Annotated in this window: 19 protein-coding genes, 1 rRNA gene and 1 riboswitch; of the genes, 7 read left to right on the plus strand and 13 right to left on the minus strand. The window is 40.8% G+C overall.

The genetic code is table 11. The features are described from left to right. Positions 1 to 90: ribosomal RNA gene (gene rrf / locus ACTJIX_RS04555) — 5S ribosomal RNA — on the plus strand; the annotation flags it as partial. Positions 91 to 823: 733 nt separating this feature from the next. Here the strand turns inward: rrf and ACTJIX_RS04560 are convergent. From ACTJIX_RS04560 to ACTJIX_RS04605, 10 genes are all read right to left on the minus strand, one after another. Continuing rightward, a complete protein-coding gene (locus tag ACTJIX_RS04560; RefSeq protein ID WP_163165868.1) occupies positions 824 to 1240 on the minus strand; it encodes a roadblock/LC7 domain-containing protein in 417 nt (138 codons plus the stop codon). A gap of 10 nt (positions 1241 to 1250) precedes the next feature. After that, on the minus strand, positions 1251 to 1787 hold the full coding sequence (locus tag ACTJIX_RS04565) for a GTP-binding protein (RefSeq protein ID WP_004895107.1): 537 nt from the start codon (positions 1785 to 1787) through the stop codon (positions 1251 to 1253). 12 nt (positions 1788 to 1799) lie between these two features. Continuing rightward, entirely contained in the window at positions 1800 to 2771 is a 972-nt protein-coding gene (locus ACTJIX_RS04570) for a hypothetical protein (RefSeq protein ID WP_440611232.1), read from the minus strand. A gap of 54 nt (positions 2772 to 2825) precedes the next feature. Then, entirely contained in the window at positions 2826 to 3185 is a 360-nt protein-coding gene (locus tag ACTJIX_RS04575) for a hypothetical protein (RefSeq protein WP_005222341.1), read from the minus strand. Positions 3186 to 3669: 484 nt separating this feature from the next. Further along, a complete protein-coding gene (locus tag ACTJIX_RS04580) occupies positions 3670 to 4251 on the minus strand; it encodes a lytic transglycosylase domain-containing protein (RefSeq protein WP_005222339.1) in 582 nt (193 codons plus the stop codon). 133 nt (positions 4252 to 4384) lie between these two features. After that, complete coding sequence (locus ACTJIX_RS04585; protein WP_005222337.1) at positions 4385 to 4870, minus strand: GNAT family N-acetyltransferase; 486 nt, start codon at positions 4868 to 4870, stop codon at positions 4385 to 4387. 112 nt (positions 4871 to 4982) lie between these two features. Further along, positions 4983 to 6182, minus strand: a complete 1200-nt coding sequence (locus tag ACTJIX_RS04590) for an acyl-CoA dehydrogenase family protein (protein WP_005222334.1) — start codon at positions 6180 to 6182, stop codon at positions 4983 to 4985. A 28-nt stretch (positions 6183 to 6210) separates the two neighbouring features. After that, on the minus strand, positions 6211 to 7506 hold the full coding sequence (locus ACTJIX_RS04595; RefSeq protein WP_005222332.1) for an acyl-CoA dehydrogenase family protein: 1296 nt from the start codon (positions 7504 to 7506) through the stop codon (positions 6211 to 6213). A gap of 246 nt (positions 7507 to 7752) precedes the next feature. Further along, positions 7753 to 9126, minus strand: a complete 1374-nt coding sequence (locus ACTJIX_RS04600; protein ID WP_004809593.1) for an ABC1 kinase family protein — start codon at positions 9124 to 9126, stop codon at positions 7753 to 7755. Positions 9127 to 9273: 147 nt separating this feature from the next. Further along, on the minus strand, positions 9274 to 9582 hold the full coding sequence (locus ACTJIX_RS04605; protein WP_005222330.1) for a hypothetical protein: 309 nt from the start codon (positions 9580 to 9582) through the stop codon (positions 9274 to 9276). 199 nt (positions 9583 to 9781) lie between these two features. Here ACTJIX_RS04605 and ACTJIX_RS04610 point away from each other — a divergent pair, with 199 nt between their 5' ends. From ACTJIX_RS04610 to ACTJIX_RS04630, 5 genes are all read left to right on the plus strand, one after another. After that, entirely contained in the window at positions 9782 to 10165 is a 384-nt protein-coding gene (locus ACTJIX_RS04610) for a hypothetical protein (protein WP_005222329.1), read from the plus strand. Positions 10166 to 10523: 358 nt separating this feature from the next. Further along, positions 10524 to 11534, plus strand: a complete 1011-nt coding sequence (prmB, locus tag ACTJIX_RS04615; protein ID WP_340817531.1) for a 50S ribosomal protein L3 N(5)-glutamine methyltransferase — start codon at positions 10524 to 10526, stop codon at positions 11532 to 11534. 12 nt (positions 11535 to 11546) lie between these two features. After that, positions 11547 to 12641: a chorismate synthase gene (gene aroC / locus ACTJIX_RS04620; protein ID WP_248603746.1), complete on the plus strand. Its 1095-nt coding sequence runs from the start codon at positions 11547 to 11549 to the stop codon at positions 12639 to 12641. 405 nt (positions 12642 to 13046) lie between these two features. Then, complete coding sequence (locus ACTJIX_RS04625; RefSeq protein WP_340817530.1) at positions 13047 to 13955, plus strand: AEC family transporter; 909 nt, start codon at positions 13047 to 13049, stop codon at positions 13953 to 13955. Positions 13956 to 14195: 240 nt separating this feature from the next. After that, a riboswitch (glycine riboswitch) is annotated at positions 14196 to 14283 on the plus strand. A gap of 131 nt (positions 14284 to 14414) precedes the next feature. Beyond that, positions 14415 to 15662, plus strand: coding sequence for a D-amino acid dehydrogenase (locus tag ACTJIX_RS04630; RefSeq protein WP_392390188.1), 1248 nt, complete (start codon positions 14415 to 14417; stop codon positions 15660 to 15662). 46 nt (positions 15663 to 15708) lie between these two features. Here the strand turns inward: ACTJIX_RS04630 and ACTJIX_RS04635 are convergent, their stop codons facing one another. After that, complete coding sequence (locus ACTJIX_RS04635) at positions 15709 to 16368, minus strand: A1S_1983 family putative colistin resistance protein (protein WP_262478315.1); 660 nt, start codon at positions 16366 to 16368, stop codon at positions 15709 to 15711. Between the two features lie 99 nt (positions 16369 to 16467). Between ACTJIX_RS04635 and ispF the strand changes: the two genes are divergently transcribed. Then, positions 16468 to 16956, plus strand: coding sequence for a 2-C-methyl-D-erythritol 2,4-cyclodiphosphate synthase (gene ispF / locus ACTJIX_RS04640; protein WP_262478316.1), 489 nt, complete (start codon positions 16468 to 16470; stop codon positions 16954 to 16956). On the opposite strand, the gene ACTJIX_RS04645 is transcribed toward ispF, so the two are convergent. After that, positions 16944 to 17468, minus strand: a complete 525-nt coding sequence (locus ACTJIX_RS04645; protein ID WP_262478317.1) for a protein tyrosine phosphatase family protein — start codon at positions 17466 to 17468, stop codon at positions 16944 to 16946. The genes ispF and ACTJIX_RS04645 overlap by 13 nt on opposite strands. A gap of 62 nt (positions 17469 to 17530) precedes the next feature. Next, entirely contained in the window at positions 17531 to 18622 is a 1092-nt protein-coding gene (locus ACTJIX_RS04650; RefSeq protein WP_111810749.1) for a 3-deoxy-7-phosphoheptulonate synthase, read from the minus strand. Positions 18623 to 18713 lie beyond the last annotated feature (91 nt).

Raw genomic sequence — 18713 nt, forward strand, 5'->3', positions numbered from 1 at the left:
CACCTGATCCCTTCCCGAACTCAGAAGTGAAACCTCTTAGCGCTGATGGTAGTGTGGGGTTTCCCATGTGAGAGTAAGTCATCGCCAGCTCATTATTCTAAACACCCCCTGTCAAATGACAGGGGGTGTTTTTTTATGGCTAGGATTTAAGAAAGTATCTAAATATTGATTTTTAATCTAAACCCATAGCAGAAAATCTGCACACTATATAAATTCATAGTGGTTGCTATCTTCTAGGATGGATTCCCTGTAATTGATTTTGGTAGTGGTTTTTAACTGATGCTAGGTACTACTCTGCATCGCTACTAAATACTTTGCTACAGTGCCTCGGAGGGCGGGTGGAAGGTGAATAACTTTGTTTTATTACCACCTTGGTGGTAATAAAACGTTTTGCGGGCTATCGGTAAATAGACTTGTAGCTATATAGACTCAAACGCCTTATATGAAGGGTATTGATATTTACAGAGTATGTTTTATAAAGGATGAAAGATTTACATATAAATATTATTTTTAGTCATATGTTGTACATTTAGATAGAAACTTAGATTATTAAATTGCTGGTTCTTTAATCAGGATTAGTTAAATTAAAATTGTGATTAAGTAATATCATATAAATCAGGCAGAAGTAACAGCTGCTCCCGTGATGGCTAGTTTGGGCTCTGCCATTTTATTTGTCTTACTTTTAATCATTTCAGGTATAGTCGATCATATATTTAAATATGCTTTTCTTGCAGGAATTTTGACTGGAATTATGAGCAGTTATTATGAATCTTGATTATATAATATTACAAGCCTGATTCAAGCTTGTAATATTCATATGGAATCAGATTTGAAAGTTAGAAATATCCTGAGCAATTTTTTTCGTGCAATATAACAGTTGACCTAAAAGTACATCATTAGTGGTCATGGCTAGGATCAGCATAGGAAACTTTGGATGCGGAATTGCAGTTAGGATCGCTTTACCATTATTAGCATCCAGTGTAATGCTTTGACAGCCTTCCAGTTGTAATTCCTGCATAAATGCCTGGACCATAGCCACAATAGAACTACTTACCGCAGCAAGTTTTCCTTTACCGTTAGTTTTAATTTTTTCAAATGAGGCTAATTCAAATCCATCAGAAGAGCACAGCATGGTAAGTTCTATACCTTGCACATTGAATAAGAGTGCTTGAATCTGCTTGGCTGCAAATTCAGTTAATTCTTGGGGAGCAGTACGTTTTGCAAGATCATTTAAGGACATGGAATTTTCTTCAGACAGTAAGTTGAACTTCAGCTGTGGCGATCAAGGCATCAACCAGCATTAAAACATCATTTTTTTCACGGGCATCAATAAAGAACATTGGATAAGTACTGTCTTGCTTTTCAGCCCAGCCATGATAGAGAGCAGCATTATTTTTAGCTTTCTTATCAATATGCGTAATGCCAATCACAACGTTTTTAACTTTATCTTTGAAGTAATTTAGATAAAATTCTAGCTCTTCTAGTGGCTCATCAATACTGTCATCAATCAGTAATATTACTCCAATAGCGCCTTGTGTAATTACGTTCCAGATAAAATTAAAGCGTTGCTGGCCTGGTGTGCCATATAAGCCGACTTTGACCCCATCTTCCAGGACCAGTTCACCATAATCGATACCGACTGTTGTTAGTGATTTTTGGTGTGCTTCAAGGTCGGTATTAATTGCTTCGGTACTTAATACATCAATATTAGAAATGGTGCGAATGGCTGTAGTCTTGCCAGCACCCATGCTACCGGCAAATACCAATTTAAATTGGTGCAAGATCAAACTGAATTACTCCTAGATACCGAGCTTTTTACGTAATTTGCTAAAGAAACCCATCATTTTATTAGCTTCCTTTTGAACAGCGGTGGTTGCATGCTGTGTGAATTTGGCTTGATCTGATGAGATCGGTTCAAGTATATTGGCTAGTTGTGAAGCACATAGAAATTGATGAATATATTTTTCACCTAATTTTAACTGTTGTTGTACATAGGCAACTGATGCACCTTCACTGAAAAGGGCAGCTAATTTGAATAGATCTTTGCGCTGGTCGAAATCTTTAATTTGTGGCCATTTAGCTAAGCGGTAATAGTCTGGATATTCAAGTTCAGCAAATTGCAGATGATGCCATACAAAATTCCAGATCCCTTGGTTAAGATCTTCTGGGCGCACTTGAGTGCGAAATTGCACAATACTATTTAAATCGGCAGGTTCAATGCTGAATTCTGAATCAGGTTGCGGATACCAGTCGATTGCTGGATAGAAGCAATGTTGTTCCAGATCGATAAGAGCTACACGTTTATCACTATTTTTGATTATATATTTGCTATGACCTGATGGCTGAAATAGCTCATCTAGTATTAATTTAAATGACTGATATGCTATTTTGGCGCTACAAGAGGGTACTATTAATATGGGTTGTTCAATTGAATGAGGCAATTGAGTGCCTGATAAAAACTCACGTTGTAACCATTCAATTAAAGCATGAGGGTGTTCAAAGGGTAAGAACAATGTATTTTCAATCACCTGAGATGACAATGTAGGGTTTTTCTCAACTTGTAGAAGTGTAAGATTATTACTTTTAATTTTTTGAATATGGGGTAAATCGACAAAATCAGCATTTACTAATAAAAGCTGTAGTTTCTGGTCAGTAAGATTGGTCCATACCAGATTATATTTTTCACTTAAAACATCAACCATTGTACTTTTAAATACATTTATTAAAGATAGGCTGAGGCCAAAAATGGAAATATAGAGAGTATCTTTCATGAGGATGTGCTCAATTTAAGGGTTACCGGAAAAAGTAACCCTCAAATAGCTTAATTAAGCAAAATCTAAACCTTTTTCAAAGTGTTTCAATTCATGACGTGCCATAGCCAGGTTTGAACGACTACGGTCAAGAACTAGATAAAGGAATAAATTTTCATTTGAATCAAGTGGGCGTAGCAAGTGATATTGTTTGCCTAAAGTGATTAGAATGTCTTCGATAGAATCATTCAGATTCAGGCTCGCTGCTACACGACGTTTAGCACGTACAACTTCTGTGTTGCCTGCAGCTGCGAGCTCAAGATCAATTGTATTATTGCCAAGAGTTGCTAATGCAAGACCACTTTCGTTGTCTACGAGTGCTGCTGCAACGAAACCATCAATATCTGTAAGTGCATCTAAAGTAAGCTTGGCCATACTATCCCCTGGAAAATTTTAAATAATGAAGATAAAAAAATTATCGCAAGAATGTTTATATAAAAGAACCAAGAATACAAGTTAAAATAAATTGAAAATATTTAGAAATTAGCTTATATGAAAACTATTAATTGAAATAGAGTATTATTTAAAATTAATTTAAAAATGATTTTATGTGACTTAATTCTTATTAATTTTAAATATTAACATCATATTTGAATAACTAATTGTATGTATAAACTGATTCATTATGTATTAATATTGTAAATTTTAAATAATATAAAAAAATATAACAAATAATTTTAAATGTTGTATTAATAAACAATATAGGTTTTGATATATTTAAATCAAAATGTGATTTAAATGGTATATAAAAATTTAATAGTGATGTGGGTCAAATAATATTATAAAAGTGGAAAATCATGGTTTAGATGAATAATTAAGCATAATCTATAATTATGCTTAATTACATCTATTAGAAAAACTAAATTGAATTTTTTAAAATTTTTTTATGATTAAGTACCTGTTTAGCGTATTTTTTACCTTGCTTACGCATCTTGCGATTATTTTCAAAACCAGATGGACCGACATTATAATATCCTAGCCCCTTTTTTAAGTCGCCTGCAGATTGTTGATAACGCGCTAATATATAGGAGCCACATTGGACATTGGTGGCTTCATGGAATAAATCAGCTCCACAACTGCTTTGCCAATAACGTGGAATAATTTGCATTAAACCCACAGCACCAGCAGGTGAGCTGACATACGGACGATAGGTAGATTCTTGTCGGATTACTGCTGCGACTAAGAGTGGATCTAAATTGTGCTGTTCGGCACTTTTAATAATCAGTGGCGATACGCGATTTGCTGTTTCTGGAGAGATAGAATATGCACTTTGTATCCCTTTGGAAAGTTTAGCTGAGCGTTTTTCTATGGAACCTCCACCTAAAGAAGAACATGCAGTTAAAGTAATTGCACTGCCTAGGAGGATGAGTTTTTTGAAATGCGAGGGTGTAAAAAAATGAGATAAAAGACGTTTTAAGGTAAATGACTTAAAGTAGGTCAAAATTAAATATCCGCATTATAAAATTAATTTGATACTAAAAAATGAACGGTTCAGCGTCAAGCTGATTAACCTTTTAAACCTGAGCTATAATAATTTTTGCAGCTTTTTAGCTTGATCTTTACTTGAGGCACTTTTATATAATTTTCAGCATCCAGATTTCACACGCTTCATTATGCCCCGTATTGCCCTCAGGATATGCCAGATGTTCAAAGCCCAGTTTTTCATAGAGTTTGACAGCTTGCCAAAGGGATTTTGTCGTTTCCAGATAAATCTTATGAAATTTCTGTTGTTGTGCGAAATCAAAAGCCAGATTCAAAATCTGCTTGGCAAACCCATGTTGACGAATGGCTGAGAGGAAGTACATTTTCTGGAGTTCTAGAATGCTATTATCACCTTGTAGGGGAGCAATGCCACCACCACCATAAACTTGATCATCTTCATCGACAATAACCCAGTAAGCAGCATTTGGTTGTTGATAAACCTGATATAAGCTGTCCAGAATAGAATCACCTACTGCAAAACCGGATTCAGCAGCAAGACCAAATTCAATAGAAACTTCACGAATAATTTTGGCAATTTGGGGATTATCCTTAGGCTGGATCGGTCGAATAGAATACATAAATCATGAAACATAAAAAAAGATGGAGGTTTTATAGTCCTAAAACTGTAAAAAATCCATCTTTATAGCTTATAAATCCATCAACGAGTCAGCATGTTCGAGATTCTGCAACCTACTTCAGCTCACTAGATGATTTACCCAGCTCACGACGAGCAATAATCAGCTGTTGGATTTGCTGGGTACCTTCAAAGATATCGAGGATTTTTGAGTCACGAGCCCATTTTTCGAGTAGCTCAGTCTCGCTATAACCTGCAGAAGATGCTAACTCGACGCATTTTAAAGTGATTTCATTAGCAATACGACCAGCCTTGGCTTTGGCAATTGAAGCTTCGCGAGAGTTGGGTTTACGATTGTCTGCCATCCAGGCTGCTTTCAGCATCAGCAGTCGAGCTGCTTCCCATTCTGCTTCCATCCGGTAAATCTGCGCTGCAATATGGGAGGTCTGTAAATAGGGTGTACCGTAATCCGTATCTAGCTGGTCTTTGAATATCTCTTTGATTCGTTCTAGAGATGCTTTGGAACAGCCAATTGCCATTGCAGCAACCAGTGGGCGGGTATTATCAAAGGTTTCCATTACGCCAGCAAAACCTTTGGCAACATCAATATCTGCATTACCCAACAGATTTGCCGCAGGCACACGACAGTCTACAAAGCTGATTGCGGCGGTATCCGAAGCTTTGATACCAAGTTTATGTTCCAGACGCTCGACTTTCATCCCAGGCGTACCTTTGAGTACCACAAAGGATTTGATTGCAGCACGCCCCAGGCTTTTATCCAAAGTTGCCCACACCACTACAGAATCTGCACGTTCACCTGAGGTGACAAAGATTTTTTCGCCATTCAGGATATAGTCATCACCATCTTTGGTTGCCGTAGTACGGATTGCAGCAGAGTCTGAACCACAACCTGGCTCGGTAATCGCCATTGCTGCCCAGGTGCCTTCAAAACGTGTCAATTGTTCCTCATTTGCCACCGCTGCAATCGCCGAGTTACCCAGACCTTGGCGTGGCATGGACAGGAGCAGACCTGTATCGCCATAACACATCTCAATAATACTCAGTGCAGTTGACATGTTGACGCCATTTTTATTAGACGTATCCGTATCACCACGTTTATTGACTGCGGCACCAGCATTCATACCTTCGCTACCAGCATTCATGCCATCCACAACAGAAGCCAGCATATCCAGCTCTTTAGGATAGGCATGTTCAGCCTTGTCATATTTACGGGAAATTGGACGTAATACATTCAGCGCAACTTCATGGGCCTGATCAATCAGTAATTTAAATTTTTTTGGATTTTGCAGATTCATTATAATTATTCCATATTCATGTCAATGATCAGGCATGCAGCCCACTTTGAATGACAGCAGTCGCGCGTAAGTCACGATACCAGCGTTCCACAGGATGTTCACGGGTATAGCCATGTCCACCCAGGATTTGCACGCCATCTGTGCCAATCTTCATTGATTTTTCTGCGCAGAGAATACGGGCCAAATATGCCTCACGATGGAAAGGCTTACCTGCTTCTGCAAGACTGGCAGCGTTCAGCACCAGCATACGCATAGCATCTGTTTCAATTGCCATATCGGCAATCATGAAAGCAACCCCTTGACGATGGGAAATGGGTTCACCAAACGCTGTACGTTCATTGGCATATTGAATACAGTATTTCCTGACAGCCTCGCAGGTACCGACAGCCATGGCACACCACATCAGATTACCCAGATCGATAAAGGCGGTGTAATCAAAATCTTCATCACCGAGACGTTGTGCTGGTGTATTGTCGAAATGCAGTGTGGCAGTTTCATTTGCTTTAAGACCCATCGCAGCTGACTTTTGAATACTGATACTCGGATCACGTTGCACCACAAATACATCCGGCTGACCATTGAGCATGGCACTGACCAGATAGATGTCTGCAGTGGCTGCGAGTAAGACCAGTGTTTTTTCACCCTGAATCAGATAATGATCTTGGTGTGGTGTTGCTTGGGTTGTAAGCCTAAAAGGATTGAAAGCCGGTATATTTTCCTGCGTGGCAAATGTGGCTCGAATACCTTTATCATTTGCGAAAGAAGCCAGATAGTCGGATTGAATCTGTTCTGAGCCCCATTGAGTCAGGGCATTAATCACACTAAAGGTTGAAAGCAGGCCAGCAGTCAGGCTGAAGTCTCCTTTAGCCAGATATTCAGCAATCAGCACATTGCTTACAATATTCTTTTCAGTCGCTACACCACCTAAGGACTCAGGCAAGGCATAGAAGTTAAGTCCTAAGTCGGTACCATGTTGCCACAGAACCTCTGGAAAGATTTCAGCGTGATCTGCATCGTGAGCAAGCGGATAAAGTACTTCGGCTGAGAACTGCTCCATTGCATCTACGGTCATCTGCTGCTCTTCAGTCAGGCTAAGATCAAACAGGGATTTATTCTGATTTGGCAGGCGCTGTTTTTTAATTTTTTGTCCTGATTTCAGCAGCTTTTGTGTCTGGCTTAGGGTTTTAAAACCTGCCTTAGAGCTTTGATACAGGGACTTTTCAACGAATTTTCGTAGCTTAAACTGATCCAGTAGCTCACTGCCTGCAATTTTAGTCAGTATGGATAAGCCAACTCCTTGGGCCTTATTCACCATATTGCTCATTATCATTATCCTGTTATAAATGTTTTAGATATTTTCAGAATTATGCTGACAGGTTGCCTGATAAAAAACCATGTCAGGAATGACATGATTGATTGACAATAATGAAGGAAATTTATTATATAAAATTTGCTAACAAGTTTATGAAATTATTAATATAATTATGTTATTTAAAAATATTAGAATGCAAAAAATTGACCCGGATGACAGATATCAGCCGGGTCAACTCAAAATATCACTTGATTCTCTTTAGAGATGTTTCTTGATCATGGCACGCACATTAGTTTTGGCATCAATCACGGTCATAAAGGTGTAGGCACCAATAAATTTACGGCTGATGAACATAAACTCTTTCGGTGGAACGCTGAAATAACGTGATGCCATCGATTTAGAGGCTTGTTGCATGACACGGCTATGCAACTGACTCTTTTTCCAGTCATAGCGATCTTGTGCATCCATTACGCCGGCTGGCAGGTCTTTATTGTTCATTGGCGAGCTAAATGCTTCAGTAGCCAGCAAGAAAACCTTGGCCATATCTGGTTTGATACTTTGCGGAATCGAGTCAAAGAATTCATAACCAGTCATGGCTTTGACCATCATATCTGAATCATGATGATAACCCGCTTGAATCAGATTACGCGCCACATTGAGCAGATGCTGGTCAAACTGACGGATTGCACCGAAGTCGAGCAGGACAATTTTATCCTGTGCGTCATCACCATTGCCCAAACGTACCAGATAATTCCCGAAGTTCGGGTCAGTCTGCATTTCGCCCCATTCGAAAATCTCGCGTACTGCGATTTCTAAGGAAGCTTCACCGAGTTTATTACGACGTTCCTGTGGCAGAGACAGCATGACCGGACTATTGATTGGTACACCACGCTCATAGGTCATACAGAGCACGCGATCGGTCGAGTAATCTTCAATAATGGTCGGTACGATATAACGTGGATCATTTTGCAGACGTTGACGGAAACGGCGGGTTGTTGCAGCTTCAATTTTGTAGTCCACTTCACGATGCATCATTTCACGAACTTCATCAAACCACTGATCAAATTCACGGGTTTGCGGCACCATACGGGTCAATTTGAGCATGTTTTTAAACAGGCTCATATCTGAGTCAATCGCTTCTGCAACGCCTGGATACTGGATTTTCAGTACCAGTTCCAGCCCGTCAGATTTGCGTTTGGCGCGATGTACCTGAGCCAGTGAGGCTGTTCCTAAAGGTTCATGATCAATGGTTAAATCATCAAGTTTTGAACCAAGCTGCGCTTGTAACTGCGCTTTAATCGCAGGCCAGGCCAAGGCTACAGTCTTATTATTTAATGTATTTAATGCCTGAGTGATTTCTTCGGGCAGAAAATGTTCACCATAGAGCGCCATCATTTGGCCGATCTTGACGATAGAACCTTTCAGCTTGCCGATTTCTGCAACCAAATAATCTGCCTGTTCTTTCATGGCTTTTTTGCGTTTTTTCTCTTTCTCTTCTTCACTCGAGAACATTGAAGTGGCATTTGATGCTGCCCAGCGGGTGCCTGCAAGTAGGGATGCCTTGGCGATCGATAAGCGTCGATCCATGGATGAGGTTTTCAGTTGTTTGAGCTTATCGTTCTGATCTGACATGTAGAATAAATCCTTTCCCAGCATATAGCAGAATAAATCATTGTAGCGGATATTAACCTGTCTTCACGTATTAAAAAAGTTTTAACAGATTGAATTTACGCTAAACATGATCAGGCTCGATGACCTGTATTTATATTAGCCAAGGCATTATGGCATCTGAAATTGAATTTTTAATTCAGTTCTTTGTTGCAACTGTTGGATATTTGTTTGAATGTGCTGTTGAATCAATGTAATCACGGACTCATGCTGAAAGCCCAGAGCATAACCTTTAACAATCACGATACTGGGTAAACTAAAAAACAGATAGCGTGCATCTTCTAGCGTTGCCTGCTGAAAAACACCCTGCTGAATTAACATGTCTTGCAAAAATGCCTTTTCCTGCTGCACGTTATGAGACTGTATATCATCCCAATAATTCAGGCGCATGGCCATCAGGTTGTTATGCTTGTAGCTCATAACATTCAACTCGTTTACTTGTATATCTTCGCTATATAATGGAGACAATTCTGAGAGTTTCAATTGCTTATTTGCATAAAATCGATGCTTATAAAGGAATAGGAATTTTCACTGGACTCAGGTAGTATCGGAATATAACTTAAAACAAAATTGATGAGTGCGATTGTAAGCATCATGCCAATTTGGCAAAGGGGAATGTATGCGTTTTGCATGTTTATTAACTGCTATTCTGGCAGGTACAGCTGTATATACACAAGCAGCTCAGGATTATTCAAGGGAATATTCACAGTGTATGAAGTTCACCTATGGTGACCGTACCAAGACTGAAAAATGTATTGCTAAGGAATTAAAAGGGCAGACTAAAATCTTGAAAAAAAGCTATAAAAATTATCTTAAATTAAACGCAAATAATGCTGCTGTAGTAAAAAACCATTATGCCTTGTTTGAATCCAGACTGGATAAGCAATGTGGTCGTATCCGTGCTGGAAACTATACCAAAATCCAGCAAGGGCAATGTGCCCTAGCCATGGTAATTGAGCAGTCCAATTATTATCAATCACGTTCTTTTGTCGGAAAACGCTGAGGAGCTGATCGGTACTCAAAAGCATAACGGACATGTAAGTTTGTTATGCTTTTTAAATTATGGCGAGAATTTGAGATTTATTAAGACTGGACAAAAGCGCTGAATAGGTGAGTCAGTATTATTTATCACTTACTTCATAAAACGTTCGATTTATCTCTCATACTTTAAAGCATTCAAATCCGGATTAAAGCGATCTATTGTTGACCATTCTCATCATCAAATAACAGGCTTCTAAAACCAGATTCAGCCAGGGTGGAGTCGTGCTGTTTTCGTATTTTTCATGGTTTTAGCATTATAAAAGCAGGCGAAACAAGGTATCATAAGGCGTTTTAAAATATGACCTCTGGAGACGCCTTAAGTGGATCGACCGACTATTAGCCCTGAACATTTGCAGGAAGCCGCTGAAAATCTAACAACCATTCGTGATTTTATCCGTTTTGGTGTTACAGCATTACGTCAATACGATGCGCACTTGGGCCAAGGCACAGAAGATTATTTTGCTGAAAGTTCAGCACTGGTTTTACAAACCCTTTCTCTGGACTGGAATGCTGATCCAGAAATTCTGGATTCAAAACTACTTCCAAGCGAAAAAGAAGAGTTTTTGAATCTGTTAGGACGTCGTATCAATGAAAGAATGCCGACATCTTATCTATTAAATCTGGCTTATTTCTTTGGCAAGCCATTCTATGTGGATGAGCGTGTACTGATTCCACGTTCACCAATCGTTGAGCTGATTGAAAACCGTTTTGCACCATATTGCCTGGGCGAAAATGGTGAAATGGGTGCAGCGGTAAATAACCTGCCAGAAAATCCGAATCCAAAAACACCACAACGTATTCTGGACATGTGCACCGGTTCAGGCTGTATTGCGATTGCATTGGCATACGCTTTTCCAGATTCTGAAGTGGATGCAACCGATCTGTCTAAAGAGGCTTTAGAAGTAGCGCAGATCAACTGTGAGCATCATAACAAGCAGTATCAAGTGGCATTGCTTGAATCGGACCTGTTCGCAAAAATTCCAGCTGAAAATCAATATGATCTAATCGTGTCGAATCCTCCATATGTGGATGCAGAGGATATGGCTGATCTTCCTGATGAATTCCATCATGAGCCAGAGCTGGCATTGGCTGCTGGTCAAGACGGTCTGGATCTAGTACGTAAAATGCTGGCTCAAGCGGCTGATTACCTGACTGAAGATGGTCTGATTGTAATTGAAGTCGGCAACTCTGAATGGGCAATGAAGCAAAACTTCAATAAAGTTGATTTCCACTGGTTGCAGTTCCAGCGTGGTGGTTCAGGTATCTTCGCATTGACTGCAGCCCAATGCCGTCAATATCGCGATTTATTTATTCAATCGGTTAATGCATAAGGAGTCGTTCACATGGCAGGTAATAGTATAGGGCAACTCTTCCGTGTAACGACTTGTGGTGAATCTCATGGTGTTGGCCTGATGGCGATCATTGATGGGGTTCCACCAGGAATTGAACTGTCTGAAGCTGATTTGCAAAAGGATCTGGACCGCCGCAAGCCGGGTACATCGAAATTTGCAACGCAGCGTAAAGAGCCGGATGAAGTGGAAATTATTTCCGGGGTGTTTGAGGGTAAAACCACCGGCACTTCAATCGGTCTTTTAATCCGCAATACTGACCAGAAGTCGAAAGACTATGGCAATATCGCGCAGACTTTCCGCCCGGGTCATGCAGACTATACCTATACCCAGAAGTATGGTTTCCGTGATTATCGTGGCGGTGGCCGTTCAAGTGCACGTGAAACTGCAATGCGTGTGGCAGCGGGTGCGATTGCCAAGAAATTCCTGTTTGAGAAATTTGGTATTGAAATCCGCGGTCATGTCACCCAGATTGGCACTGAAAAAGCCGAGAAACTGGACTGGAATGAAGTTCCAAATAATCCGTTCTTCTGTGGTGATGTTGATGCCGTTCCACGTTTTGAGGCACTAGTCACATCGTTGCGTGAACAAGGCACCAGTTGTGGCGCGCGCCTTGAAATTATTGCCTCTAAAGTCCCAGTAGGCTGGGGTGAGCCAGTATTCGATCGTCTGGATGCCGATATTGCCCATGCCATGATGTCGATTAACGCCGTTAAAGGTGTTGAGATTGGTGATGGTTTTGGCGTTGCTGAGCAGTTTGGTCATGAAACGCGTGATGAATTAACGACGGAGGGTTTCCTGGCAAACCATGCAGGCGGTATTTTGGGTGGGATTTCTAGCGGTCAGGACATTCGCGTATCGATTGCACTAAAACCAACCGCTTCAATCACGACTCCAGGTAAAACCATCACCATCAATCGTGAAGATACTGACGTGTTGACCAAAGGCCGTCATGATCCTTGTGTGGGTGTGCGTGCGACGCCAATTGCTGAAGCAATGCTGGCGATTGTATTGATGGATCACTTTATGCGCCATCGTGCACAAAATGCCGATGTGGTTGCGCCGTTTGCACCAATTGAACCAAAATAATTCGCTTCTGATCTGAAGTGAATCCAAAAAGTCAGACTTCGGTCTGGCTTTTTTTATATCTGCAAAGGCAATAGATGATTTAGGTGAAGAGAAACTTATTTTTCTTATGCTTTTAAAAAGTTTAGGTTGATTAAAAATAAAATTCGAAAACTCGTCCAAAAATTGATTCAAAAATTTTTAATGAGTTAGGAAAAGCTTAAAGAGGAGGTATTAAATATTGCAAAAGAAGAAAGCTGGACTTAATTGGTTTATTATTCATTAAAACGCATGAGAGACTTTCTCTAACTTATTATTCGTTGATTTTTCCACTACTTTTTCTCCTGAAACTCTTCGGTTGTTGTATCCTTAATCATTGACAGGCAATTGGGTTCGATTGCCACAAAATTGCATGTTACGAGTGGCTCAATGCTTCATACTATCTTCAGCGTCCTGTTTCCACTGATTGCCCTAATTACCCTGGGTTATACATTAAAACAAAGGCAATGGTTAGAAGACGGATTTTGGCGGGGAGCAGAAAAGCTAAACTACTATGTACTATTTCCGATCATGCTATTCCTGAATCTGGCTACTGCTCAGATTCAGATAGATATTATTCAGGATGTGGTGCTGGTTATTTCAATCATTACTGTACTGGTTTGTGCAGTGCTGTACAGTCTAAAAGCGATATACCGAATTAACTTTGCCCGATTTGGGGTCTATGTACAAAGCATGCTGCGTTTTAATACCTATATTGGCATTGCTGCGGTCAGCACCTTATTTGGTCAGGCAGGGATGACAGTATTTGCCGTCATTATGGTGTTCTTTATTCCAGTCGTAAATACCGTTTCTGTGCTGGCATTTACTAAACCGGCTGATATGCAGTTTGGAAAAATTTTCATATCCCTCGCGAAAAATCCACTGATTTTAGGCTGTCTGGTGGGTGGGCTTTATAATCTGTCCGGATTGGGGATATGGCAGGGGATGAACCAGTTATTGAAACAGATGGCAGCATGCAGTTTGCCTTTAGGTTTGATGTGTGTTGGGGCAGCATTAAAATTTGGGCAAATTAATCTGGATTTATGGCGCATCGTCTGGAACACAACTGGGCGTATGATCTGCATGCCATTGCTTGGCTTGGGGGTATGCAAGATACTCGGAATATCCACGCTGACCACTCAAGTGCTGGTACTGTTTTTCGCGTTACCCACAGCTTCTGCTTCGTATGTATTGACCAAAGTTCTGGGTGGAGACAGTGAACTTATGGCGAAAGTTATTAGTGTGGAAACCCTGGTTGCAGGATTAACCTTGCCATTATTCTTAACTTTTATCATCTAGTTAAAAGAATCCAATAGAGAAATTTTTCACTCAAAATAGCCTAAGCAAATTAAAATTTTTAATTAACCTATAATCCTGTTTCAAAAATCTAATCAAATATCTGCACCTTCATTTAGATTTCATTTTATAGCTAAGCGAGGATAACGTAGCTTTACTAATTACTGTGTCTTTACAACTTTGCACAGTAATTTTTTATTAAGCTCTATAGCATGGTATATAAATTGCAAAACAATACATATGCACATTATTGCAGGAGAGAAATGCACCCGCATTCGCCGAAGGAGCAACGACCCCGGAAACTCTCAGGCAGAAGGACTGTAATAATGCAAAACTCTGGAGAGAAGTGTTGAATCACTCACCGAAGGGGAAGGTTAAGGTATTGATCTCCGATACTGAAATCAAAGCTCTCAGGTAAAAATGACAGATGGGGCAGACATCATAATAAAAAAGGAGATGTCTATGCGTCATGTAATTGTCATTGGCGCCGGGATTACCGGCGTAACCACAGCTTATGAACTGGCTTTATTAGGTTATCAGGTCACTGTTGTTGACCAGCATCTTTACCCTGCCATGGAAACCTCCTATGCCAATGGCGGGCAACTTTCCGCCTGTAATGCAGAAGTCTGGAACCAAAAAGCGACGGTACTGAAAGGCCTGAAATGGATGTCGCAAAAAACTGCCCCATTACTGCTCAACCCGTCTTTTAGTGTGCATAAATACAGCTGGCTAATGGAATTTATGGGGAATATTCGTCATTACGAAACCAATACCCGGGAAACGGTAAAAATGGCGTTATTGGCCCGTAAACGTTTATTTGAAATTGCTGAAACAGAACAGATTGAGTTTGATCTGGAAAAAAGGGGAATCTTGCATTTTTATCATACCGAGCAGGATTATAAGGTCGCGATGAAGGTCAATGATCTGCTTTGCAGTGGCGGGCTGGAACGCAATGCGATTTCCAATGAAGAAATTAAACAGATTGAACCCACTTTAACCGGTGATTATTATGCCGGCTTCTTTAGCCGTAGCGATGCTACCGGGGATATTCATAAATTTACTACAGGTCTGGCCAAGGCTTGTGCAGACAAAGGTGTACTTTTCCTGTTTGGTCAGAATGTACAGGCAATAGAGCAGAAGGATGATTATATCCGGATCAGTTGTATGCCGAGCAGTGAAAATTCCAATACCAATCCGCAAGAACGACTGGAACTGAAAGCTGATGCCATCGTGGTCTGTGCCGGTGTGGGTAGTTATCAACTGTCTTATCTGTTGGGTGACCGGGTCAATGTCTATCCGGTGAAAGGATATTCAATTACCGTACAGCTTAACGATGAACAAAGTCAGCAAAATGCGCCGTGGGTCAGCCTGCTGGATGAAAGCGCTAAAATTGTGCTCTCCCGATTGGGTAAGGACCGGCTGCGTATTGCGGGTACGGCAGAGTTTAATGGTTATAACCGCGACATTCGTGCTGACCGGATTCAGCCTTTAATTGATTGGACACATCGTAATTTTGATATTTCCACTGAATATGTGATTCCCTGGACCGGATTACGGCCAATGATGCCGGATATGATGCCAGTCGTGCGTCAAGGAAAACACAAGCGGGTGTTTTATAATACCGGACATGGACATTTAGGCTGGACGCTCTCTGCTGCGACAGCAGCAATGATCAGCCAGCAGGTGGCTCAGACCTATCCTGTAGCTTGAAACAAAAAAGATCATCCTCGGATGATCTTTTTTTAATTGAATGGGTTTAGTCATATAGGCGATAGACACCGCTAAAGCGTTCACAGCCTTTCTGCTGGGTTTTTACCGAAAGAATGGCCTTGGTATAGTGAAATTCATACTTACAGTCGTTTTCGTTATCAGTGATTTCAGTTTTAGCTTCAGGAGTGGTATAAGCTAAAAAAGGGATAGTTTGAGTATCTATACGGTTTTTAGGACTGCGATAGGCAATACCTTCGATCTTGATGCGGTCTTTACTGAGCTGATGGACTTTCAGGTGTACCGGCTGTTTGGCAATCTGGCCCTGTTCAAATTTTAAATAATGCTGGGTCAGGCTTTGATTCAAAGAAATAAAGATATTCAGATCATCTAGACGCACATCAAACTGCTGTTTATAACAGTCTAGTGTTTTGCACTGTTGTAAGCGGTTTAGCCATAATTGATGCGTATCCTGAATAATACTTAAAGGTGCATCAGTAATCAGGTAGGCCGTGAGATACTGGCTCGCCAGATTTTTTCTAAATTCAGCCAGAGGCATGGAACACAGCGTCGAAGTTGCTTTACTGGCTTGTGAGCTATCTGAACATTCTAGCGGACGTACGGATGCTGTAGCACCTGTTGCCAAAGTGCTCAAACCCAGCATGAGACCTAGAAGTTTCATCATTTTTATATCAGTTTTCAGCAGCATGATCGCTTATACTTTCACTGTGTTACGCTTGGTCTAACTATAGCGAAATAGAAACGAAGTGTACAAGATTTCAATTGGTTATTTGTAAGGATGAAAACAGTGGTTGCACAAATTCGAATTGGTCAGGGGCTGGATGTGCATGCATTCGAAGAAGGTGATTTTGTCACACTGGCAGGCGTGAAAATTCCACATACCCATGGCCTCAAAGCACACTCGGATGGTGACGTTGTGTTACATGCATTATGTGATGCTTTGTTAGGTGCATTGGCGCTGGGAGATATCGGTCAGCATTTCCCGGATACGGATCCTGACTTTAAAGGTGCTGACAGTCGTGTATTGTTGAAGCACGTGTATCAGCTGATCTTGGATCGTGGTTATGTGTTGAATAATGCTGATATTACTGTGGCCTGTGAACGTCCAAAACTGGCAAAGCATAATCTGGAAATGCGTCAAAGCATTGCAGATGTATTAGACGTAGATGTAACCCAAATTAGCGTTAAGGCGACGACAACAGAAAAGCTGGGCTTTACCGGGCGTCAGGAAGGCATTCTGTCTATGGCGACGGTCCTGATCGCTCATGCAAAGTGATCAGGATTAATCATTGCCAGTTTAAGTTCTTCAGTTGCTTTACGGCCTTGTAGCTGTAAGGCAACAGCATGCAATAGACCCGTCCAGGTGTCATTCGGTTCCCAGACCTGATGCAGACTTGCTTGCGCCGTTGGTAGATCCATATCCATATAGTATTGACGATATAAATACATCAGGCTGCTGACATGCAAGTTCTGGTTGCAATGTACCCAAACGGCTTGTTGCTTGACTAGATGATCAATCATGTCCAGCACTAGCAGGCACTGATCATCGGATGGTATTTCCCAGGAAATTGGCAGCTGGATATAGTTGAGACCAAGCTCCAGACAGATTTTATCTTCATGGTCCAGGTGAGGCTCTGCATCGCTCAAAGCTACATTGATAACGGTCGAGATCCCGTATTCCTTTATCAGCTTGAGCTGTTCTGCTGTTGGCTGGCCTGAAGTAAACAGGTGCTCATGGATGAATTGAAAATTATTGATTTGACAGAGTGCAGTTTCAATTTCATTCATCAGATCATTTTCCTTATGTAGAAATGCAAACGCCATCTTACGATGGCGTTTTGATCAATCGCTTAGCGATTTGGTAAAACGTCCTTTAACGCCTCATGCATATCAAGTAATGCCTTTTCAGTCGTTTCCCAGTCGATACAGCCATCAGTCACTGATTTGCCGTATTCTAGATCACAAAGGTTGGCCGGGATATCCTGACGACCACCTTTAAGATGACTTTCTACCATAATACCAACAATTGATTTATTTCCATCAATAATTTGTTCAGTGATGTTTTTTAGCACTAATGGTTGTAAGTACGGGTCTTTGTTTGAGTTTGCATGACTGGTGTCAATCATGATCTTGGTACTAACTTTCGCTTTTGCCAAAGCAGTCTCAGCTTCTGCAACAGAACCTGCATCATAGTTCGGTTTGCCATTACCACCACGAAGTACTACATGAGCATATGGGTTACCAGAAGTACGAATGACTGCAACCTGACCTTGATCGTTCAGACCGAGGAAGCTATGACCGTGTTTCACGGATTGCATGGCATTGGTTGCAACAGTCAGGCCGCCATCAGTACCGTTTTTGAAACCTACTGGTGAAGACAGGCCAGATGACATTTCACGGTGAGTCTGGCTTTCGGTAGTACGTGCACCAATCGCTGACCATGAAATTAAATCCTGATAATACTGTGGTGAGTTTGGATCAAGTGCTTCAGTCGCACATGGCAGACCTTTTTCATTCAGCTCAAGTAAAAGCTTACGGCCAATGCGTAGACCTTTTTCAATATTGAACGAGTCATTCATGTCTGGGTCATTGATCAGACCTTTCCAGCCAATGGTAGTACGTGGTTTTTCAAAATACACACGCATTACCAGATACAGGCTGTCTTTTACTTTTTCGCTCAGCACCTTCAGGCGCTCGGCATATTCTTTGGCAGCTTCAGGGTCATGAATTGAACATGGACCAATCACGACAAAAAGACGTTTATCGTTGCCATCAAGAATATTGCGAATCGTTTCACGACCTTTCAGTACGGTTTGATAAGCATTCTCAGTCAAAGGCAACTCAGTCTTTAATTGTGCTGGAGTTACAAGAGGAATCATGCTTTGGATATTCACATCATCAATATCTGATTGTGAAATAGGATTTGACTGTAGTGTATTCATTGCCGTCACTGGTTCGATCATACAAAAGGTTGTTTAATAGCCCGAATATAACATGAATGATGCGTCACTTTGTTATAAAAAAGATGAATAA

Source organism: Acinetobacter sp. 22323 (assembly GCF_052044895.1).
GTDB classification, from domain to species: Bacteria; Pseudomonadota; Gammaproteobacteria; order Pseudomonadales; family Moraxellaceae; genus Acinetobacter; species Acinetobacter schindleri.